Genomic DNA, 15,963 nt, shown 5'->3' on the forward strand with positions numbered 1-15,963 from the left:
AATCAACTAAATTAAAACATCTTGGCGTCCAGGTATGTCTGAAGCAGTGATATTGGTAATTGTTTGGTTATACTTTTTGATACTGCGCTTGGTATTTCCCATGATTTCATATAAAACCTCTTTGACAAGGTCATGCTCTGGATCTTGTAGATAAGCCGCCTGACACCACTTAACTGCTTCAGCATAGTCATAATAATGAGGTCGATTTTTAAGATCAAAATGTAGTCTTGCTATCGCACACATTGCAGCAATATGGCGTTTATATGCTTTTGTTTTTAAAACTGTAATTATTTGCTCTGCAATTTCAGGATAATAGCTAAAATTAAATAAGCGCGTGACATAAATATCAATCAGATCATTCAGCAAATCAGAATTAATATAACGATGATCTTGTTGCGACTTCTCTAAGCCTAATCGGCTCTGTTCAAAATACCCTAAGCTCTTTTTTAAATATTCTTTAGGTTGAGATTGGTTTTCATCCATACTTAAATTTAGATAGTGTATGCCCATATTATACATGGCAATATAATGACCTTGGTCTGCTGCTTTTTTTGCATAATACAGTTCTTGATTCACATCATATAAGGCATGTTCAGCCAAAGAATGAATATAACCCGCGCTAAAGCAACAATATACAAAACCTAAATCTGCACCTTGATGTAATAAATCAATGATAAAAATATAGCCGTGATCATCATCAAAATTGTTTGCGACACGGAAAAAACAACAGTAGCGCCCTTCAGGATAAGCTTTTGGTGCTTCTAATAATTTTGCCTGTTCGTACCAAGATTGAGCAACCAATGGATTTTTTTCAACACTAGACCAACCATGTTGGCATAGAAAACCATAAAGAACCGCAGCACTGGCAAGACGCTTCCGATTGGACAATGCAATTCGGCCTAGAAAATCTGAATCTTGAGCATTATGTCGCCAAAAATAAATTGCGCGATCAAGCTCATACTCATCAAATACAGGATAATCTGCAGCATTTTGATAACAAGATAAAATTCTTGGATCATTTTCATCTAACAGATAATAGAAATATGCCAATTTTAAATAGATGACTGCTCGATTACGTTCCGTTAAGGGGCGTTTTAAGATTGCTTGGGCTTTTTGGATATATTTTTTTATTTCAAGTGTTTGATCTTTATCAAAACTTGTATCAAGCGTATCAAACCACACGATATAATTTAATTCACTTTTTTCGATTTCGCTAAAATGTTGACACCAATCCGACTGAGCAAAATCAATTATGGCCTGATGATCGTGTCCCCATCGTGGCAAGAGATACCAGCAATAATCTCTTACTGCAAGCAAGCCAAAACCTGATTCTTCTATAAATATTTTTAACCAAAAGGCGGCATCTGCTTGAGGTAAATCAATTTCTTCTTTCAAATTTAGATATTTTTGTAAAAGTTGAGGCACATCTTGGGGTAAATCAATTTTTAAATCTTGATTTAAGCCACTTTTTTGCGCCATTGCTTGGGCTGAAGGTTTTATTTTATGGACTAAATTTGAAGGATATCGACGCTTAAGCATCCACTCTGCAAACCATTCAGGTTCATCCAAGTGAACTGCCGAATTTAATAAATGCAGTGCAATTGTCCATGTCTCCGCACTAAATGCAAAAGCTTGCATTGCAGAAGCATACAATTGCTTTTGCGCCTCTCTTGCACAATCCCACATTTCATCTGTAACATTGCTTGACCATTCTTGCCCACGATATTCAGCTGCCCAAAAAGCCCAATAACGCACACGAACAATATAAGGGAAAAAGCTTTCTGGAAAAGCCAAATGCCATTCATTGATATGTTTTAATGCTGTTATGCCGTGATTTAAGAATATGTCCTTAAACATTTGTTTGGGCTGATCAAACCATTCATTTTCCCAAAGCTGCGGCAATTTATGACTTCGACTTTGCCATAACACATTGAAAAAATTTTCCAATTCTGCATAGTTTTTATTTTCCAATAAACCTTGCGGACAATGAATATCTTTACGAAATACTTCATGGGTATATTCAGATTTAATCATCATTCAGCTACTTTGTTTTTATTATGGGTTGAGAATAAATCAATATTCCATGAATAAAGTGACCAATTATTGGGATATATGGATTGATATAAGTGTAAGTCTTGCTTTGCAGAGCGATCATAATTTTCAAAATCTGAATGTTTAAACATCAAATACAGCTCACGCCCTGCGACATATTTCTCGCCCATATCCTGCCAGCTAGAACAACAGTCTTGAATAATCTTCGATGAAGCAACAATATATTGCCATGCATCATATTCCTGTAATTCATAGAACTGCACCAATAACCGTATAGTCAATATTTTTTGAATATGGCTAAACACCAGAATATCTCTTAAATAACTTGCAGTACCAAATTCACTACTTGAATAAAGATTTTCTAATTGAGCGATTTGAAAATATTGATTTAAAAAATAACGAATCTGTTTCTCTTTAGAGCCTACTTTTTTCTGTTTGATATTTAACAATTGATTTAAATGTTTTTTATATATTTCTGGATGCTGTTCAAAATGCGCTAAAGTTAAGCTATCCACCTGATACCATTGAATATGATTACGAAAATAAATCAGATCACCAGTTGCAAGCATCCATTGCTTACGATTGTCCTGCTTTAAATTAAACAACACCCAAGGCAAGGCAATGATATAGACGATAATTTTAATCATCCAGCCCAGCAATGGAATCTTGCTTAAACCATATAAAGTCTGAATCAACCAGAAATAAGGCTTAAAGATCACGCTCCACAGCGATTTGTTTGATTTTGCTTGACTTAACTCAACCTTTAAATCAAATTTTTTCTCAGCTTGCTGTTGATTTGTATAAGCAACGATCTCTTCTATATATTTTTCTGATGGGTGTCTGATATGTTCTGGACGATTTAGTCCCAGCAAAAGATGCTGAATCACATGGGTTTGATGATCATATTGTTCCAATAAATGTTGATTTTTCATCAATAACGTTTCAATTTTACAAGGATCATCCAATTCATGAAAATAGAAATACAAGGCTTGATTGACATGATCCGTTGAACCCTCATTTATCTCAGGTTCATAGACGATCCCCATGCTTAAACAATCTGGGTTATGATTATTATTTGGTAGAATATGATTTAAAAATAATAAGACATCATCTGCATATTTTTTAACTGGTGCTTGATTCTGCTTACCTTTAATCTGCTCAATACACCACACTTCACCATCCCATTCTAAACTGATGGTAACATGTGGTTTATTGCTTGAATCCCTTAAGCTAAAATAACGAAATATTCCCTGCTCTTTTTGCGTTACATAATATTCACCATAGCCATCTTTCAATTCAATCAGGTTGGTAAACTGTCCTAAACAGTGCTGCATATAACGTGATTCAAATGCCATTTCCTTACGCAACAACATTCCTGTTGCCGTAATTTCAATAAATTTGCCTGTATTTACAGTTAAAACTTCATCAATTGCCTGTTCACTGCTGTCCCATTGCCCTTTTTCTAATCGCTTTTTCATTGCTTCATGATCTTTATGCCAAGCGTCTAACACTTGCTCATAGGTCATTTTCATGAATTTGCCTTTTAAATTGCTTTTTAAACGCGAATTTAAAAACTCTAAAATGGGCTTTTCCAGTTCCAAAATCTGTTCATGTAAAGGATCAACATACAACATCTGATGTTCTGGCTGTTGTTCAAGCTTGTTCAAAAACCATGTAGGAATAGGCTGCGGAAGTTGACAAATTTTCCAAGCAGAGACCGAATTTACATAAAAAACTGGATTGAATTGTTTAATCACATATTCAAAGAATTTTTTTTCAAACCACTGAGTAATTTCTGGATCATCTTTACGGCGTTGACTACGCTCTACAATTGTTTTTTTCACTTCAGGGGCATTGACAATATCACGTGTTTCCATGCTGTTCCATTTTGACTTATTTCTAGTGCATTTGATTTTTATAAAAAATATTCGAAATGATCGAAGTATGACTTGCTGTTATTTTATAACAAATTAATTCTAAGAAAATACGTTTCACTCATATTTCACAATATTTATGTTAGGATTTTAAAAATTTTAATTGTTTATCCTATGAAAAAAATTGTAGTTTTCTCAGGTGCAGGAATGAGTGCAGAAAGTAGAATCAGCACTTTCCGAGATAGTAATGGCTTATGGGAGAATTATGATATTCAAGAGGTGGCTACACCTGAAGCTTGGCGGCGTAACCCTGCCTTGGTGCAACGTTTTTACAATGAACGACGTCAACATATTCTCAATGCTCAGCCCAATCAAGCACACGATATCATTGCTCAACTCGAACAACATTTTGATGTCATTGTAATTACTCAAAATATTGATGATCTACATGAACGTGCAGGAAGCCAACAGGTTATTCATTTACATGGCAATATCCGCCTTGCTAAAAGTTCTAAACCCAATGCGCAGTACACAAATGAGTTTTATCCTATAGATGGTTGGCAATTGGACCTAGAACAACATAAATGTCCTGAAGGGTTTCCACTTCGACCTCATGTAGTTTGGTTTGGTGAAGCGGTTCCTGCGTATGAAGAAGCAGTACAGATGATCCGTGATGCTGATATTTTTATTGTTATTGGCTCCACATTAACCGTCTACCCTGTGGCAGGTTTGATTCACGAGATTCCAGAATACAGTGATGCGTATTATATTGATCCACAAGCCAGTTATGAGCGTGTTCCCCAACAATACCAATGTTTAAAAATGAGTGCGACTGAAGGGATGCAACAGCTTTTTGAAAAACTGACAACACATTAAAAAGCCAGTGCAATTGCACTGGCTTTAAAAATTACAGCATAGCACTAAGTAAAATCATGCATTGTCATCTGTAGAATTACTCTGATCTTTTTTCACATCTTTAGAAGGTTTAGTCGAAGATGAATCATCAAATAATTTATTCATTAAAGGCTTAATCACTCGATAAATAATCAAGCCAAGAAATACCAGTAAATAAAGTGGCCAAATGGTGACTAAAATAACCAATAAATCCAAAATAAATTGCCAGCCATATTGAACACCTTCCCAAGCACGCTTCCAAAAATTATCACCGTTTAAGCGTGCCACAGCAGCAACATCAACATCCAGACTTTCTCTCACCATTGCAGGTTGCTTAATGGCAATACTAATCGTGCTAAAACGCACCCGATCTTGAACTTCAAGTTGGGTTAAACGGGAAATTTCATTCAGCTGTGATTGTTTTGTATCACTAGGTACAGTTTGAGTTTGTCCAATTTTTTCTTCTAAAAGCTTTAACTCAAACCGCTTTGCAGAATATTGTTGTTGATTTAAAAAGTACATCAATGGCAATAACTGATTGACATATACCGCAGCTTTATCACTCGGTACTCTGACAATGATCTCCGCATGCGGATCAACTTTTTCAAAAACTCGGATTTTACCATCCGCAATTTTTTGTGTTTTTACATCGAGTACATCAAAACTGATATTTTTCTGCTCTATAAAGCCACCCGCTTGAAAAGTGAGCTTATCAATTTCTAAAGCAGTTTTAACCACATCTTTGGCGGTAAAATTAACCTGAGCTTCACGCACCATACGACGTGCTTTTTCTGCTTGACTGACATCGGTACTTAAAATAGTTTCAGGTTTTTGTTCAGTCACAGGTGTGGTATCAACAGAATTTTCAGTAGCTTGTTCAGCACTTTTTTCTGCGGCATCAGCCGCTTGTGCAGCATCCTGAGCAACAACTTGTGCATCTTGAGCAGACGCCGAACTTTCAGCAGCTTCTTCCGATTTTTTTGCACATCCAGAAAGAAGTACCAAGCTTAAGGCGAGAATTAAATGTTTATTATTCATAGATTATTGACTTTTGTTGGTGATTTTAAATTTTGTTGAATTATAAAGAAACTTTACTTTTTTTACCATGCATAAAAATACAGCACCGAAATGCTGTATTTATCAGCGTTTTTTACACGGATCAACAGGCGTAATTCAAACAATTAGCCTGCTTTACCGATTTCTTCATATGGCTGTACTGCAATTTCTGAAATCATATTTTCAAAAGAGAAAATTTCATCTAGACGTTCTTGGCTCAATAAACCTTGTTCAAGTACAACCTCTTGAATGGTTTTATTTTCAGCAATACATTGCTTCCCAATTTCATCACACTTCGCATGACCTAAAATTGGATCAAGTAAGGTAATAATTCCGACACTACGCATTACAGCATCAAAACAGGTTTTTTCATTGGCAACCACACCTTGAATACACTTCTCATCCAAGGTTTGAATCGCATTGATCAGTAACTCAATTGATTCATTCATGGTAAGTGCAATCACAGGCTCCATCACATTTAACTGTAATTGGCCCGCTTCTGCTGCAAAGGTAATGGTTAAATCATTACCAATCACTTTAAATGCAACTTGATTGACGACTTCTGGGATCACAGGATTGACTTTCGCTGGCATAATCGATGAACCAGCTTGTAATTCAGGTAAGCGAATTTCCCATAAACCTGTTCTTGGACCAGAACTTAATAGACGTAAGTCATTACAGATTTTAGAGAGTTTTACAGCCAAACGTTTTAAGGTGCTTGAAAGGATAATAAATACACCGCAGTCACTGGTCGCTTCAACATAGTCTTCTGCACCAATTAAGTTTAAACCTGTTAAGGCTTTTAAATTTTCATTGACCTGCGCAGCATAACCATGTGGTGTATTTACGCCTGTACCAATCGCAGTAGCGCCTAAATTAATTTCTAATAAAAGTTCACGGGTTTTTTTAATTAAACGCACATCTTCTTTGAGTAATGTTGCAAAGGCATGAAACTCTTGTCCTAATGTCATTGGGACAGCATCTTGTAACTGGGTCCGTCCCATTTTTAACACATACTGAAACTCAGCAGATTTTAATGTTAGTGAACTAATCAAATTATTGATTTTTTCAAATAACAAATCCAGTGAATAGTAAGTTGCTAAACGTAATGCGGTGGGATAGACATCATTGGTCGATTGAGATTTATTGACATGGTCATTTGGATGGATGATGTCATAACGTCCTTTCGCATAACCTAAAGACTCTAATGCGATATTGGCAATGACTTCATTGGTGTTCATATTAATCGATGTACCTGCACCACCTTGGTAGACATCTGATGGAAAAGCATCTTTCCAATTTTGCGGATTTTCAATCAGTTCATCACTTGCTTTTTGAATCGCTACACTGATTTCTTCAGAAATCTTATTAAATTGTAAATTGGTTTGTGCCGAGGCCTTTTTGACCTGAGCCAAAGCGCGGATAAAAAAGCTTTGTTCACCGACGGTATGTTTAGAAATATTAAAATTTTCTAAAGCTCGAATTGTATGAATACCATAATAACTGTTTATAGGAACTTCTTTACTTCCCAATAAATCTTTTTCTATTCTTGTAACTTCAGGTTGAACCGTTTCCATGTGATCTGCTCATTATATATTTATGCACTATAGTTGTGCAGTTACAATAATATTCCTTCTTATCTGCTTTTGTACTAGCAAAATATGTCATTTCGATAAACAATTTTATGGAATTATCAATTAAACGTTAACAATGTAACTTTGCGTAAAGTATAATCCCACAGTCTCTAAACACTCCCAGTAGAATTTTTTTGGATATAAATTGCTGATTTTTTGCATTTGTATCTAAAGTTACAATCGGATACATAAATCTTGCACAATCACCTTATAAAAATCACAGCGATATTTTTTAGTTGTGTGAAAGAATTCGCTCGTGAAACTTATGCGATAAAAAATAAAACTTGGAGATTTACTCCACAAGGACTGAATTAAATATGGACTCACTCAACCCCACAGTTGTCACGTTTATCTTTTATATCATTGCAATGGTTTGTATAGGCTTATATGCCTATAGAAAAACCACCGATTTCTCAGATTATATTTTGGGAGGTCGAAGTTTAGGGAGTTTTGTCACTGCACTTTCAGCAGGTGCATCGGATATGAGTGGCTGGCTACTCATGGGACTCCCAGGTGCAATTTACCTGACTGGATTATCTGAATCATGGATCGCAATCGGGCTCATTATTGGTGCTTGGCTCAACTGGTATTTGGTCGCAGGCCGTTTACGTGTCCATACTGAAATACAAAATAATGCATTAACATTACCAGATTATTTCACCAGCCGTTTTGGTGATAAAAAGAAAGTGATCCGTATCATTTCTGCGCTGGTCATTTTAATCTTCTTTGGTATTTACTGTGCTTCAGGCATGGTGGCAGGTGCACGTTTATTTGAAAGTATTTTTGCTATGAACTACACCACTGCTCTTTGGGTCAGTGCGATTGCAACCATCAGTTATGTGTGTATTGGTGGCTTCCTTGCGATCAGTTGGACGGATACATTTCAAGCGGGCTTGATGATTTTTGCATTACTGTTGGCACCGATTATGACTTTCTTGGCAGTCGGTGATTTACAACATGTCAATCAATTGATTGAAACTGCACGTCCACATGCAGCAAATATGTTCCAAGGGGTCAGTTTTATCGCCATCATTTCATCAATGGCATGGGGCTTAGGCTATTTTGGACAACCGCATATTCTAGTCCGTTTTATGGCAGCAGATTCAGTGAAAACCATTCCTAATGCTCGTCGTATTGGTATGGCGTGGATGATTCTATGTTTAGCGGGCGCTGTTGCTGTAGGTTATGTTGGTATTGCTTATTTCCAAGCACATCCTGATATTCCGTCAGCTGCAATTGTGGCAAAAAATCCAGAAACAGTGTTTATGGAATTAACCAAAATCTTATTTAATCCATGGGTTGCTGGTGTTGTTTTAGCCGCTATTTTAGCCGCTGTCATGAGTACCTTAAGCTGTCAGCTTTTGGTATGCTCAAGTACCTTAACTGAAGATTTATATAAATCTTTTCTTCGTAAAAAAGCCTCACAAAATGAGTTGGTTTGGGTCGGTCGTTTAATGGTTTTAGCCATTTCAGTGCTCGCGATCATCTTGGCATTTAACCCAGAAAGTAAGGTACTTGGTCTAGTGGCTTATGCATGGGCTGGTTTTGGTGCAGCATTTGGTCCGCTTATTTTATTGTCTGTGTTTTGGAAACGTATGACTTTAAATGGCGCATTGATCGGTATCATTGTCGGTGCTGTAACCGTAATTGTTTGGAAAAACACCATGGCGCATACTGGTTTATATGAAATCGTGCCAGGCTTTGTGCTTTCTTTCATCAGCATCATTGTGGTCAGTTTAATGGACAAAGCCCCTGAAAAAGAAGTAATTGATCGTTTTGAAAATGCTGAGCAAATTTATAACCGTGAAATGAAAAATATGTAAATTCAAATGTTTGAATAAATCATTAGAGTTAGGGGCATTCATGCCCCTTTTCTATTTCTTTACTTTCGCTTTAAAATTTAAATGTAATTGTGAACTGTCTTTAATCACTTCCATCACTGGATAACTACGCGTTTCCTTTACCCCAGGCAATTGCCACAGGACCTGCCCTGAAATACGACGGAACTCCTCCATATCTGCACACCGAATTTTCACTAAAAAATCAAAACCACCACTAATCATATGACATGCCATAATTTCTGGATATTGTACGATTGCATCTGAAAAAGCATCCAAAGCATTGGGTGTGGTTTTGTCTAAAAGAATCTCAACAAATACCACAAAATTAGCGCCTAACATTTTCGGATTTAGTTTTGCTTCATAGCCCAAAATAAATCCTTCTCCTGTCAATTTTTGCACCCGAGCAAGCGCGGCTGTTGGGGATAAATTAACTTTTTCAGCCAACTTAATATTGGAAATTTTTCCATCTTTTTGCAAAATATCCAAAATCCGAATATCTATACGATCCAAGCTTAAATAAGCACTTTCCATAGAATAATTCTCTAAATATTATTCAAATTATAGTGAGTTATTCACTAAATATTCTGTAATCATAAATTATATAAACCCATCTGCTCAACAAAAATATTTGCTAGTCACAGGACGTTGACAATGAATATGGATTCGCCTCAAGTTTTAAATGCAAACCTACTTCCAAGTTTGGATTACATTACCGAATTTAAAGACAAAACTGATTTTGAAGAAGAAATCAATCATGCGTGGCGTCGTACTGAATCGGAATGCGTTGAAAACTTACTTGAGCACAGTCAAATTTCTGAAGAAATGAATCAGAAAATTTATGACATTGCATTTAACTTAGCGCATAGCTTACGTGACCGTAAAAGTTCGTCAGGCAAAGCAGGTATCGTACAAGGTCTGCTGCAAGAGTTTTCATTGTCTTCACAAGAAGGCATCGCATTGATGTGCTTGGCTGAAGCCTTGTTACGTATCCCTGATAGTGCGACCCGAGACTTATTGATTCGCGATAAAATTAATCAAGGTAACTGGAAAGATCATTTAGGCCAAAGTAATCTCATGTTTGTCAATGCTGCTGCATGGGGACTCATGCTGACTGGCAAACTGATGGAAACACCTAAACAAACCAGCCTTTCGGGGATCCTCACCTCGCTCTTAGCACGTACAGGTAAAGGCATCATCCGTAAAGCAGTTGATGCAGCAATGCGTATGATGGGTGAACAGTTTGTTACTGGTGAAACCATTGAAGAGGCTTTGGACAATGCCAAAACTCTTGAAGACAAAGGTTTCCGTTATTCTTATGACATGCTTGGTGAAGCAGCACTGACTGAACACGATGCAGATCGCTATTTCGAAGACTATACACAAGCGATTCATGCCATAGGTAAAGCGTCTGAAGGTAAAGATGTTTATACCGGCCCTGGAATTTCAATTAAACTTTCGGCTTTACATCCACGTTATCAACGTTCTCAAACCGAACGTGTGCATCATGAACTTTATCCTCGTATTTTAAATTTAGCACTTTTAGCTAAGACCTATGATATTGGTCTCAATATTGATGCAGAAGAAGCGGATCGTTTAGAGCTGTCTTTAGAATTACTTGAGCGTTTATGCTTTGAGCCACAACTGGCAAACTGGAAAGGTATAGGCTTTGTGATCCAAGCCTATCAAAAGCGTTGTTTCTATGTGGTGGATTATATTATTGATCTGGCAAAACGTAGTCAAAAACGTTTAATGATTCGTCTGGTCAAAGGTGCTTACTGGGACAGTGAAATCAAAAAAGCACAAATTGACGGTATGTCTGACTACCCAGTCTTTACCCGTAAAGTGCATACAGATTTGTCTTATATTGCTTGTGCAAAAAAACTATTGGCTGCGCCTGATCAGGTGTATCCGCAATTTGCAACACATAATGCGCAAACACTTGCCACTATTTATGAGTTAGCAGATCCACAAAAATATTATCTTGGTCAATATGAATTCCAATGCTTACATGGCATGGGTGAACCACTTTATGAACAAGTGGTAGGCAAGGTTTCAGATCAGAAATTAGGGGTTCCATGTCGTATTTATGCGCCTGTCGGTAATCACGAAACCTTATTGGCCTATCTGGTTCGACGTTTATTGGAAAATGGTGCGAATACCTCATTTGTTAACCGTATTGCAGATAAAAATATTAAAATTGAAGACTTGATTGAAAACCCAGTTCAAGAGATTTTACATACTGCAGAAAAAGAGCACGCAGTCGGGTTAAAACACCCCGCTATTCCGCTTCCTCATGATTTATATCAAGGCATACGCCAAAACTCTCAAGGTTTAGACTTAGCTGATGACAGTAAATTACAAGATTTAAATCAAACTGTTCAACACTATTTAAAACACCAGTGGAACAGTTATAGCCTTGTCGATCAGCTTGATTTACAAGACTTAGCTGAAATAAATTCGCAAGAAATCCGTAGTCCAGCTGATCATTCAGATCTAGTTGGTTATGTGATCGAAGCAGAAACAGCACAAGTCGATTTGGCCTTAGATAACGCTCATCAAGCTTTTGAAAATTGGAAAAATGCATCTCAAGATTTTCGTGCAGAGTTATTGCTCAAAGCTGCTACGATTATGGAATCGCGTATTCAGGAACTGATGGTTTTACTGTGCCGTGAAAGTGGTAAAACTTATAGTAATGGTATTGCTGAAGTACGTGAAGCCGTTGATTTCCTTAGATACTATGCAGCACAAATGCAAAGCATTGAGGATAATGGCACACTCAGCCCATTGGGTACAATTTTATGTATCAGCCCTTGGAACTTCCCGCTTGCAATTTTTACTGGACAAATTTCAGCAGCACTTGTTGCAGGAAATACCGTAATTGCTAAACCTGCTGAACAAACCCCATTAATTGCAGCACAAGCAATTCAAATCTTATGGGAAGCAGGAGTTCCAAAATCAGTAGTACAATTACTTCCTGGTCGTGGTGAAACAGTTGGGGCAAAACTCAGCCAAGATGAGCGTATTCAAGGCATTATGTTCACAGGTTCCACTGAAGTTGCTAAGATTTTACAAAAAACCGTAGCACAACGCCTGAGTCCAACAGGTCAACCGATTCCTTTGATTGCTGAAACGGGTGGCCAAAATGCGATGATCGTAGATTCTTCTGCGCTGACAGAACAAGTCGTAATTGATGCAGTAAATTCAGCATTTGATAGCGCTGGTCAACGTTGCTCTGCCCTCCGAGTATTGTGCGTTCAAGAAGACAATGCAGCAACCTTGATTAAGATGCTTAAAGGTGCCATGCAACAGCTCAACATTGGACAACCTATTTTGCTTAAAACAGATATAGGTCCAGTGATTGATGGTGAAGCGCAACAGAATATTGAAAAACATATCGAAATGATGCGGAGCAAAGGCTATGCAATACATCAACTTGCTTATGAAACACCAACATCTGATCTAAATGCAGGCACATTTATTGTCCCGACAGTGATTGAGCTTCCAAATCTGAATGATTTAAAACGTGAAGTTTTTGGACCTGTATTGCATGTTATTACCTATAAATATGGTGAATTAAAGCAATTGTTAGAACATATCAATGCAAAAGGATATGGCCTAACCATGGGTTTACATACACGTATCGATGAAACTATTCAAACCACCATTGAACATGCGGAAGTGGGTAACTTATATATTAACCGTAATATTGTAGGTGCCGTTGTAGGCGTACAACCTTTTGGTGGTGAAGGTTTGTCAGGAACAGGGCCTAAAGCTGGTGGTCCGATTTATTTATATAAATTGATGCAGCATACAGCCCTACCCAATCGCCCTTTTGGTACTGTAAAAAATATTTCGGAACAGCTCAATCTAAAACCATCTGAGATTCAAACAGAATTTCACACTTGGGCAAAACAGCACTATGCGCAATGGGCTATGCATCAGTATCAATCACCGCTTGCCTTATATGAGCTTCCAGGTCCAACAGGTGAATTGAATCAATATCATGTTGTATCACGTCATCGGATATTGGCAATCGCAGAACAAGAACAGGCTTTGCTGAATCAATTTAATGCAATTTTGTCTCTCAATGCGCAAGTCTGTATTTTAAGTGACGATGCGATTGCTTTAAAAATGATTCAAAGTATGCCAAAAGCGTTGCAACAAAAATTTTCGATGATCAATGATGTGACTGTTGGAGAGTTTGAGGCAGTTTTACATCAAGGTGCTGGTCTAAAAGAATTACAGACTGTGATTGCGCAACGTGAAGGCGCAATTGTTGGCATAACTCATTTAGCGGATGCCAATACAATTATCCCACTTGCACCATTACTTATTGAGCGTGCGATCAGCATCAATACTGCTGCTGCGGGCGGAAATGCAAGTTTGATGACTTTAGGCAGTGAATAAATCATAAAGCAATGATTTAACCCAGTTTAAAAAAAGTTTTCCATTCCAAGTCAATATCATTTGACTTGGTTTTTTTTATTTAGGAACGTTATTTTAGTTTGCAGCTATTGGTTTTGCTTAAAAATCTGAGCAAATGAATCACTATTCAGGATAAGTCCTTAATAACAATTGCTGTTTAATTTCCTCATAATCATCCTGCATTTTTGGGGAGAGACTTTCTACAAACCATGCCCCATCCGCTGCATAACGTAATATTTTTAATGTGGCAGAATCATCCGTTGCAGCATGTTGAGACAATCGCCGTGTCAGCCATTGATCCCACTTCTCACTATAAGATTTATCAGTCATCAATGTCATGCTTAAAGCACTCCATACCGTGTTGACCCCAAATGAAGAACTTAAGGTGACAGCAATATATGCACGTGTAAAACAGCCATAAGTGACTGGATCTTGTTCAATTGCTAGACTGACTTGCTGGTCCAGTTGTTGGATTAATTCTTCCAACATGGCCTCAATCAAAACTTGTTTATTGGCAAAATGATGAAATACACCACCTTTCGTTACACCTGAACGTGTTGCAATACTTTGAATCGACACGCCATTTACACCGTGTTCAGCAACTAAACTCATCGTGTTGGCTAAAATTAATTTTTTAACACCTTCAGGATCTTTTTTACGTTGATAAGCATTTTCTACAATTTTATCCATACTCAAATCTTACCTGCTTCGTGCTTTTATCAATGTCCTGCTGATGTTGAAAATAAATTAATCACCAATACACCTGAAATAATTAATCCAATGCCTGCAATTGCAGCAAAGTCTAAGCTTTGTTTGAAAATGAAATAACCCACCAAAGCAGTCAGGATAATACCGACACCAGCCCAAATTGCATAAGCAATACCTAATGGAATCGTTTTAATCACTTGAGACAGTAAATAAAAAGAAATCACATAAAAAAATACCACCAGTAAACTTGGGACCAACTTTGTGAAACCTTGGGATTTCACTAAGAATGTTGAACCTGTTACTTCAGCGATGATAGCGACCGCCAATAAACTATAGGCAAAAAGTATAGAATTCATAAATTCATCAAAAGATACCATTTGATTGGTATGTTATATAAATTCAATTTACAATACAATCTTTAGCGATTTGTAATCTCAGCCATTAAATTTGATGAATAATAAGCAATTTCACTTTGATAAAAATTATTTTATAAAAAAAGGCGAGTTATCAATATGATACTCACCTTTTTTCTTCAATTTTCTACTTAATCAGGTAGGATGAATAAAATAGAAAAATGAAATTATAAACAACAAGGCAATGACCGCCAAAATTAAATACGTGTTTACCGTGTTGAAACTCTTTATAAAGTTTAAAATTTCCATTATTTTCGTCACAAAATAAACCAAAATCTATTTTAATATATCTTGTCACAATTTGTAAGATCATTAAGTCTGCTTAAATTAAAAAACACTTAAAAAATGAGTCTAAACGTCTACTTTTACAGCACAAATAGATATTAAAATGAGCCATTCCAAATGATAAATATTATCATATAGTTGTTTTTATTCAGTTATTCTTTAGGTTTTGATACCCATATCACAAGAATAAACATCAAACTCCGCTGATAAAAAATTACCCGAATTAATTAAATTATCTTAACAAACTATGTTTTTAATGTTTTAAACATATGATAAAAAAATCAAAAAAATGAAATATTTAGATACACTCTTCAAATAAAATTAAAAAAATGAAGGATTTAGATAGAAGTGTTACAAGTTGTGTTTAACAATAAGCGCGCATACCAATGCTTTATGTATATTAAATTTTAAGTGTATAAGGCAAAAAGTGATCACTATAGGATCAACTAAGTGTTTAAAAGATATATTACTTTTTCTCATGCAAAATGATAAAAAAATTTACACTCATTCCTTGAGTTGTAAATTTTAAAAATTGTTATTCTATTTATTAAAAAGCTTATTTCACCTCAAAATGATGTTTTTCTGTGACCAATTTAATTTTTATATCTTTGTAGTAACGAACCATTGTGTTATGCGGATCTTTCTTGAGGGCATCTGCAAATTTATCTTCATTCATTAATTTGGCATAGGTTTTATAGCCAATTTCTAAAGTTGATGCTTTCTTACTTGATTCTTGAAATTCATCTATACGCTTGTTGATTTGCTTTACACTGATTTCCAT

Annotated in this window: 11 protein-coding genes; 3 read left to right on the top strand and 8 right to left on the bottom strand. The window is 36.3% G+C overall.

Features of this window, described 5'->3' with window-relative positions; translation table 11 throughout:
• Positions 1 to 6 precede the first annotated feature (6 nt).
• Both MTO68_RS12725 and MTO68_RS12730 read right to left on the bottom strand, forming a co-directional pair.
• Positions 7 to 2,037: a DUF4034 domain-containing protein gene (locus MTO68_RS12725; RefSeq protein ID WP_244012749.1), complete on the bottom strand. Its 2,031-nt coding sequence runs from the start codon at positions 2,035 to 2,037 to the stop codon at positions 7 to 9.
• Positions 2,034 to 3,929: a cytoplasmic protein gene (locus MTO68_RS12730; protein ID WP_244012751.1), complete on the bottom strand. Its 1,896-nt coding sequence runs from the start codon at positions 3,927 to 3,929 to the stop codon at positions 2,034 to 2,036. Before MTO68_RS12730 ends, MTO68_RS12725 begins: the two co-directional genes overlap by 4 nt.
• A 171-nt stretch (positions 3,930 to 4,100) precedes the next feature.
• Here MTO68_RS12730 and MTO68_RS12735 point away from each other — a divergent pair, with 171 nt between their 5' ends.
• The gene (locus MTO68_RS12735; RefSeq protein ID WP_244012753.1) at positions 4,101 to 4,802 is read left to right on the top strand and encodes a Sir2 family NAD-dependent protein deacetylase; all 702 of its coding nucleotides are present in this window, start codon (positions 4,101 to 4,103) and stop codon (positions 4,800 to 4,802) included.
• Positions 4,803 to 4,856: 54 nt separating this feature from the next.
• On the opposite strand, the gene MTO68_RS12740 is transcribed toward MTO68_RS12735, so the two are convergent.
• Positions 4,857 to 5,858 (bottom strand): DUF4349 domain-containing protein, encoded by a 1,002-nt coding sequence (locus MTO68_RS12740; protein WP_004719875.1) that lies wholly within the window; start codon positions 5,856 to 5,858, stop codon positions 4,857 to 4,859.
• A 143-nt stretch (positions 5,859 to 6,001) separates the two neighbouring features.
• Positions 6,002 to 7,453, bottom strand: a complete 1,452-nt coding sequence (gene aspA, locus MTO68_RS12745) for an aspartate ammonia-lyase (protein WP_056511598.1) — start codon at positions 7,451 to 7,453, stop codon at positions 6,002 to 6,004.
• Between the two features lie 374 nt (positions 7,454 to 7,827).
• Here aspA and putP point away from each other — a divergent pair, with 374 nt between their 5' ends.
• On the top strand, positions 7,828 to 9,333 hold the full coding sequence (gene putP / locus MTO68_RS12750; protein ID WP_004719871.1) for a sodium/proline symporter PutP: 1,506 nt from the start codon (positions 7,828 to 7,830) through the stop codon (positions 9,331 to 9,333).
• A 51-nt stretch (positions 9,334 to 9,384) separates the two neighbouring features.
• Here the strand turns inward: putP and MTO68_RS12755 are convergent, their stop codons facing one another.
• Positions 9,385 to 9,882: an Lrp/AsnC ligand binding domain-containing protein gene (locus MTO68_RS12755; RefSeq protein ID WP_004821915.1), complete on the bottom strand. Its 498-nt coding sequence runs from the start codon at positions 9,880 to 9,882 to the stop codon at positions 9,385 to 9,387.
• 120 nt (positions 9,883 to 10,002) lie between these two features.
• On the opposite strand from MTO68_RS12755, the gene putA reads away from it, so the two are divergent.
• Complete coding sequence (gene putA, locus MTO68_RS12760; protein WP_244012755.1) at positions 10,003 to 13,758, top strand: trifunctional transcriptional regulator/proline dehydrogenase/L-glutamate gamma-semialdehyde dehydrogenase; 3,756 nt, start codon at positions 10,003 to 10,005, stop codon at positions 13,756 to 13,758.
• A 141-nt stretch (positions 13,759 to 13,899) separates the two neighbouring features.
• Here putA and MTO68_RS12765 read toward each other — a convergent pair whose 3' ends face one another.
• The 3 genes from MTO68_RS12765 to MTO68_RS12775 all read right to left on the bottom strand — a co-directional run bounded on the left by MTO68_RS12765 (position 13,900) and on the right by MTO68_RS12775 (position 15,963).
• On the bottom strand, positions 13,900 to 14,466 hold the full coding sequence (locus MTO68_RS12765) for a TetR/AcrR family transcriptional regulator (protein ID WP_244012757.1): 567 nt from the start codon (positions 14,464 to 14,466) through the stop codon (positions 13,900 to 13,902).
• A 29-nt stretch (positions 14,467 to 14,495) separates the two neighbouring features.
• Positions 14,496 to 14,840, bottom strand: a complete 345-nt coding sequence (locus MTO68_RS12770; protein ID WP_004821920.1) for an SMR family transporter — start codon at positions 14,838 to 14,840, stop codon at positions 14,496 to 14,498.
• 898 nt (positions 14,841 to 15,738) lie between these two features.
• Positions 15,739 to 15,963: a hypothetical protein gene (locus tag MTO68_RS12775; RefSeq protein WP_244012759.1), complete on the bottom strand. Its 225-nt coding sequence runs from the start codon at positions 15,961 to 15,963 to the stop codon at positions 15,739 to 15,741.

This window comes from Acinetobacter sp. NyZ410 (genome assembly GCF_022828975.1).
Taxonomy (GTDB): domain Bacteria; phylum Pseudomonadota; class Gammaproteobacteria; order Pseudomonadales; family Moraxellaceae; genus Acinetobacter; species Acinetobacter guillouiae.

What these genes read in the sequence shown, in the direction of transcription:
- MTO68_RS12725 (WP_244012749.1), bottom strand. Translation starts at nt 2,037, where the DNA reads ATGATGATTAAATCTGAATATACCCATGAAGTATTTCGTAAAGATATT.
- MTO68_RS12730 (WP_244012751.1), bottom strand. Translation starts at nt 3,929, where the DNA reads ATGGAAACACGTGATATTGTCAATGCCCCTGAAGTGAAAAAAACAATT.
- MTO68_RS12735 (WP_244012753.1), top strand. Translation starts at nt 4,101, where the DNA reads ATGAAAAAAATTGTAGTTTTCTCAGGTGCAGGAATGAGTGCAGAAAGT.
- MTO68_RS12740 (WP_004719875.1), bottom strand. Translation starts at nt 5,858, where the DNA reads ATGAATAATAAACATTTAATTCTCGCCTTAAGCTTGGTACTTCTTTCT.
- aspA (WP_056511598.1), bottom strand. Translation starts at nt 7,453, where the DNA reads ATGGAAACGGTTCAACCTGAAGTTACAAGAATAGAAAAAGATTTATTG.
- putP (WP_004719871.1), top strand. Translation starts at nt 7,828, where the DNA reads ATGGACTCACTCAACCCCACAGTTGTCACGTTTATCTTTTATATCATT.
- MTO68_RS12755 (WP_004821915.1), bottom strand. Translation starts at nt 9,882, where the DNA reads ATGGAAAGTGCTTATTTAAGCTTGGATCGTATAGATATTCGGATTTTG.
- putA (WP_244012755.1), top strand. Translation starts at nt 10,003, where the DNA reads ATGAATATGGATTCGCCTCAAGTTTTAAATGCAAACCTACTTCCAAGT.
- MTO68_RS12765 (WP_244012757.1), bottom strand. Translation starts at nt 14,466, where the DNA reads ATGGATAAAATTGTAGAAAATGCTTATCAACGTAAAAAAGATCCTGAA.
- MTO68_RS12770 (WP_004821920.1), bottom strand. Translation starts at nt 14,840, where the DNA reads ATGAATTCTATACTTTTTGCCTATAGTTTATTGGCGGTCGCTATCATC.
- MTO68_RS12775 (WP_244012759.1), bottom strand. Translation starts at nt 15,963, where the DNA reads ATGGAAATCAGTGTAAAGCAAATCAACAAGCGTATAGATGAATTTCAA.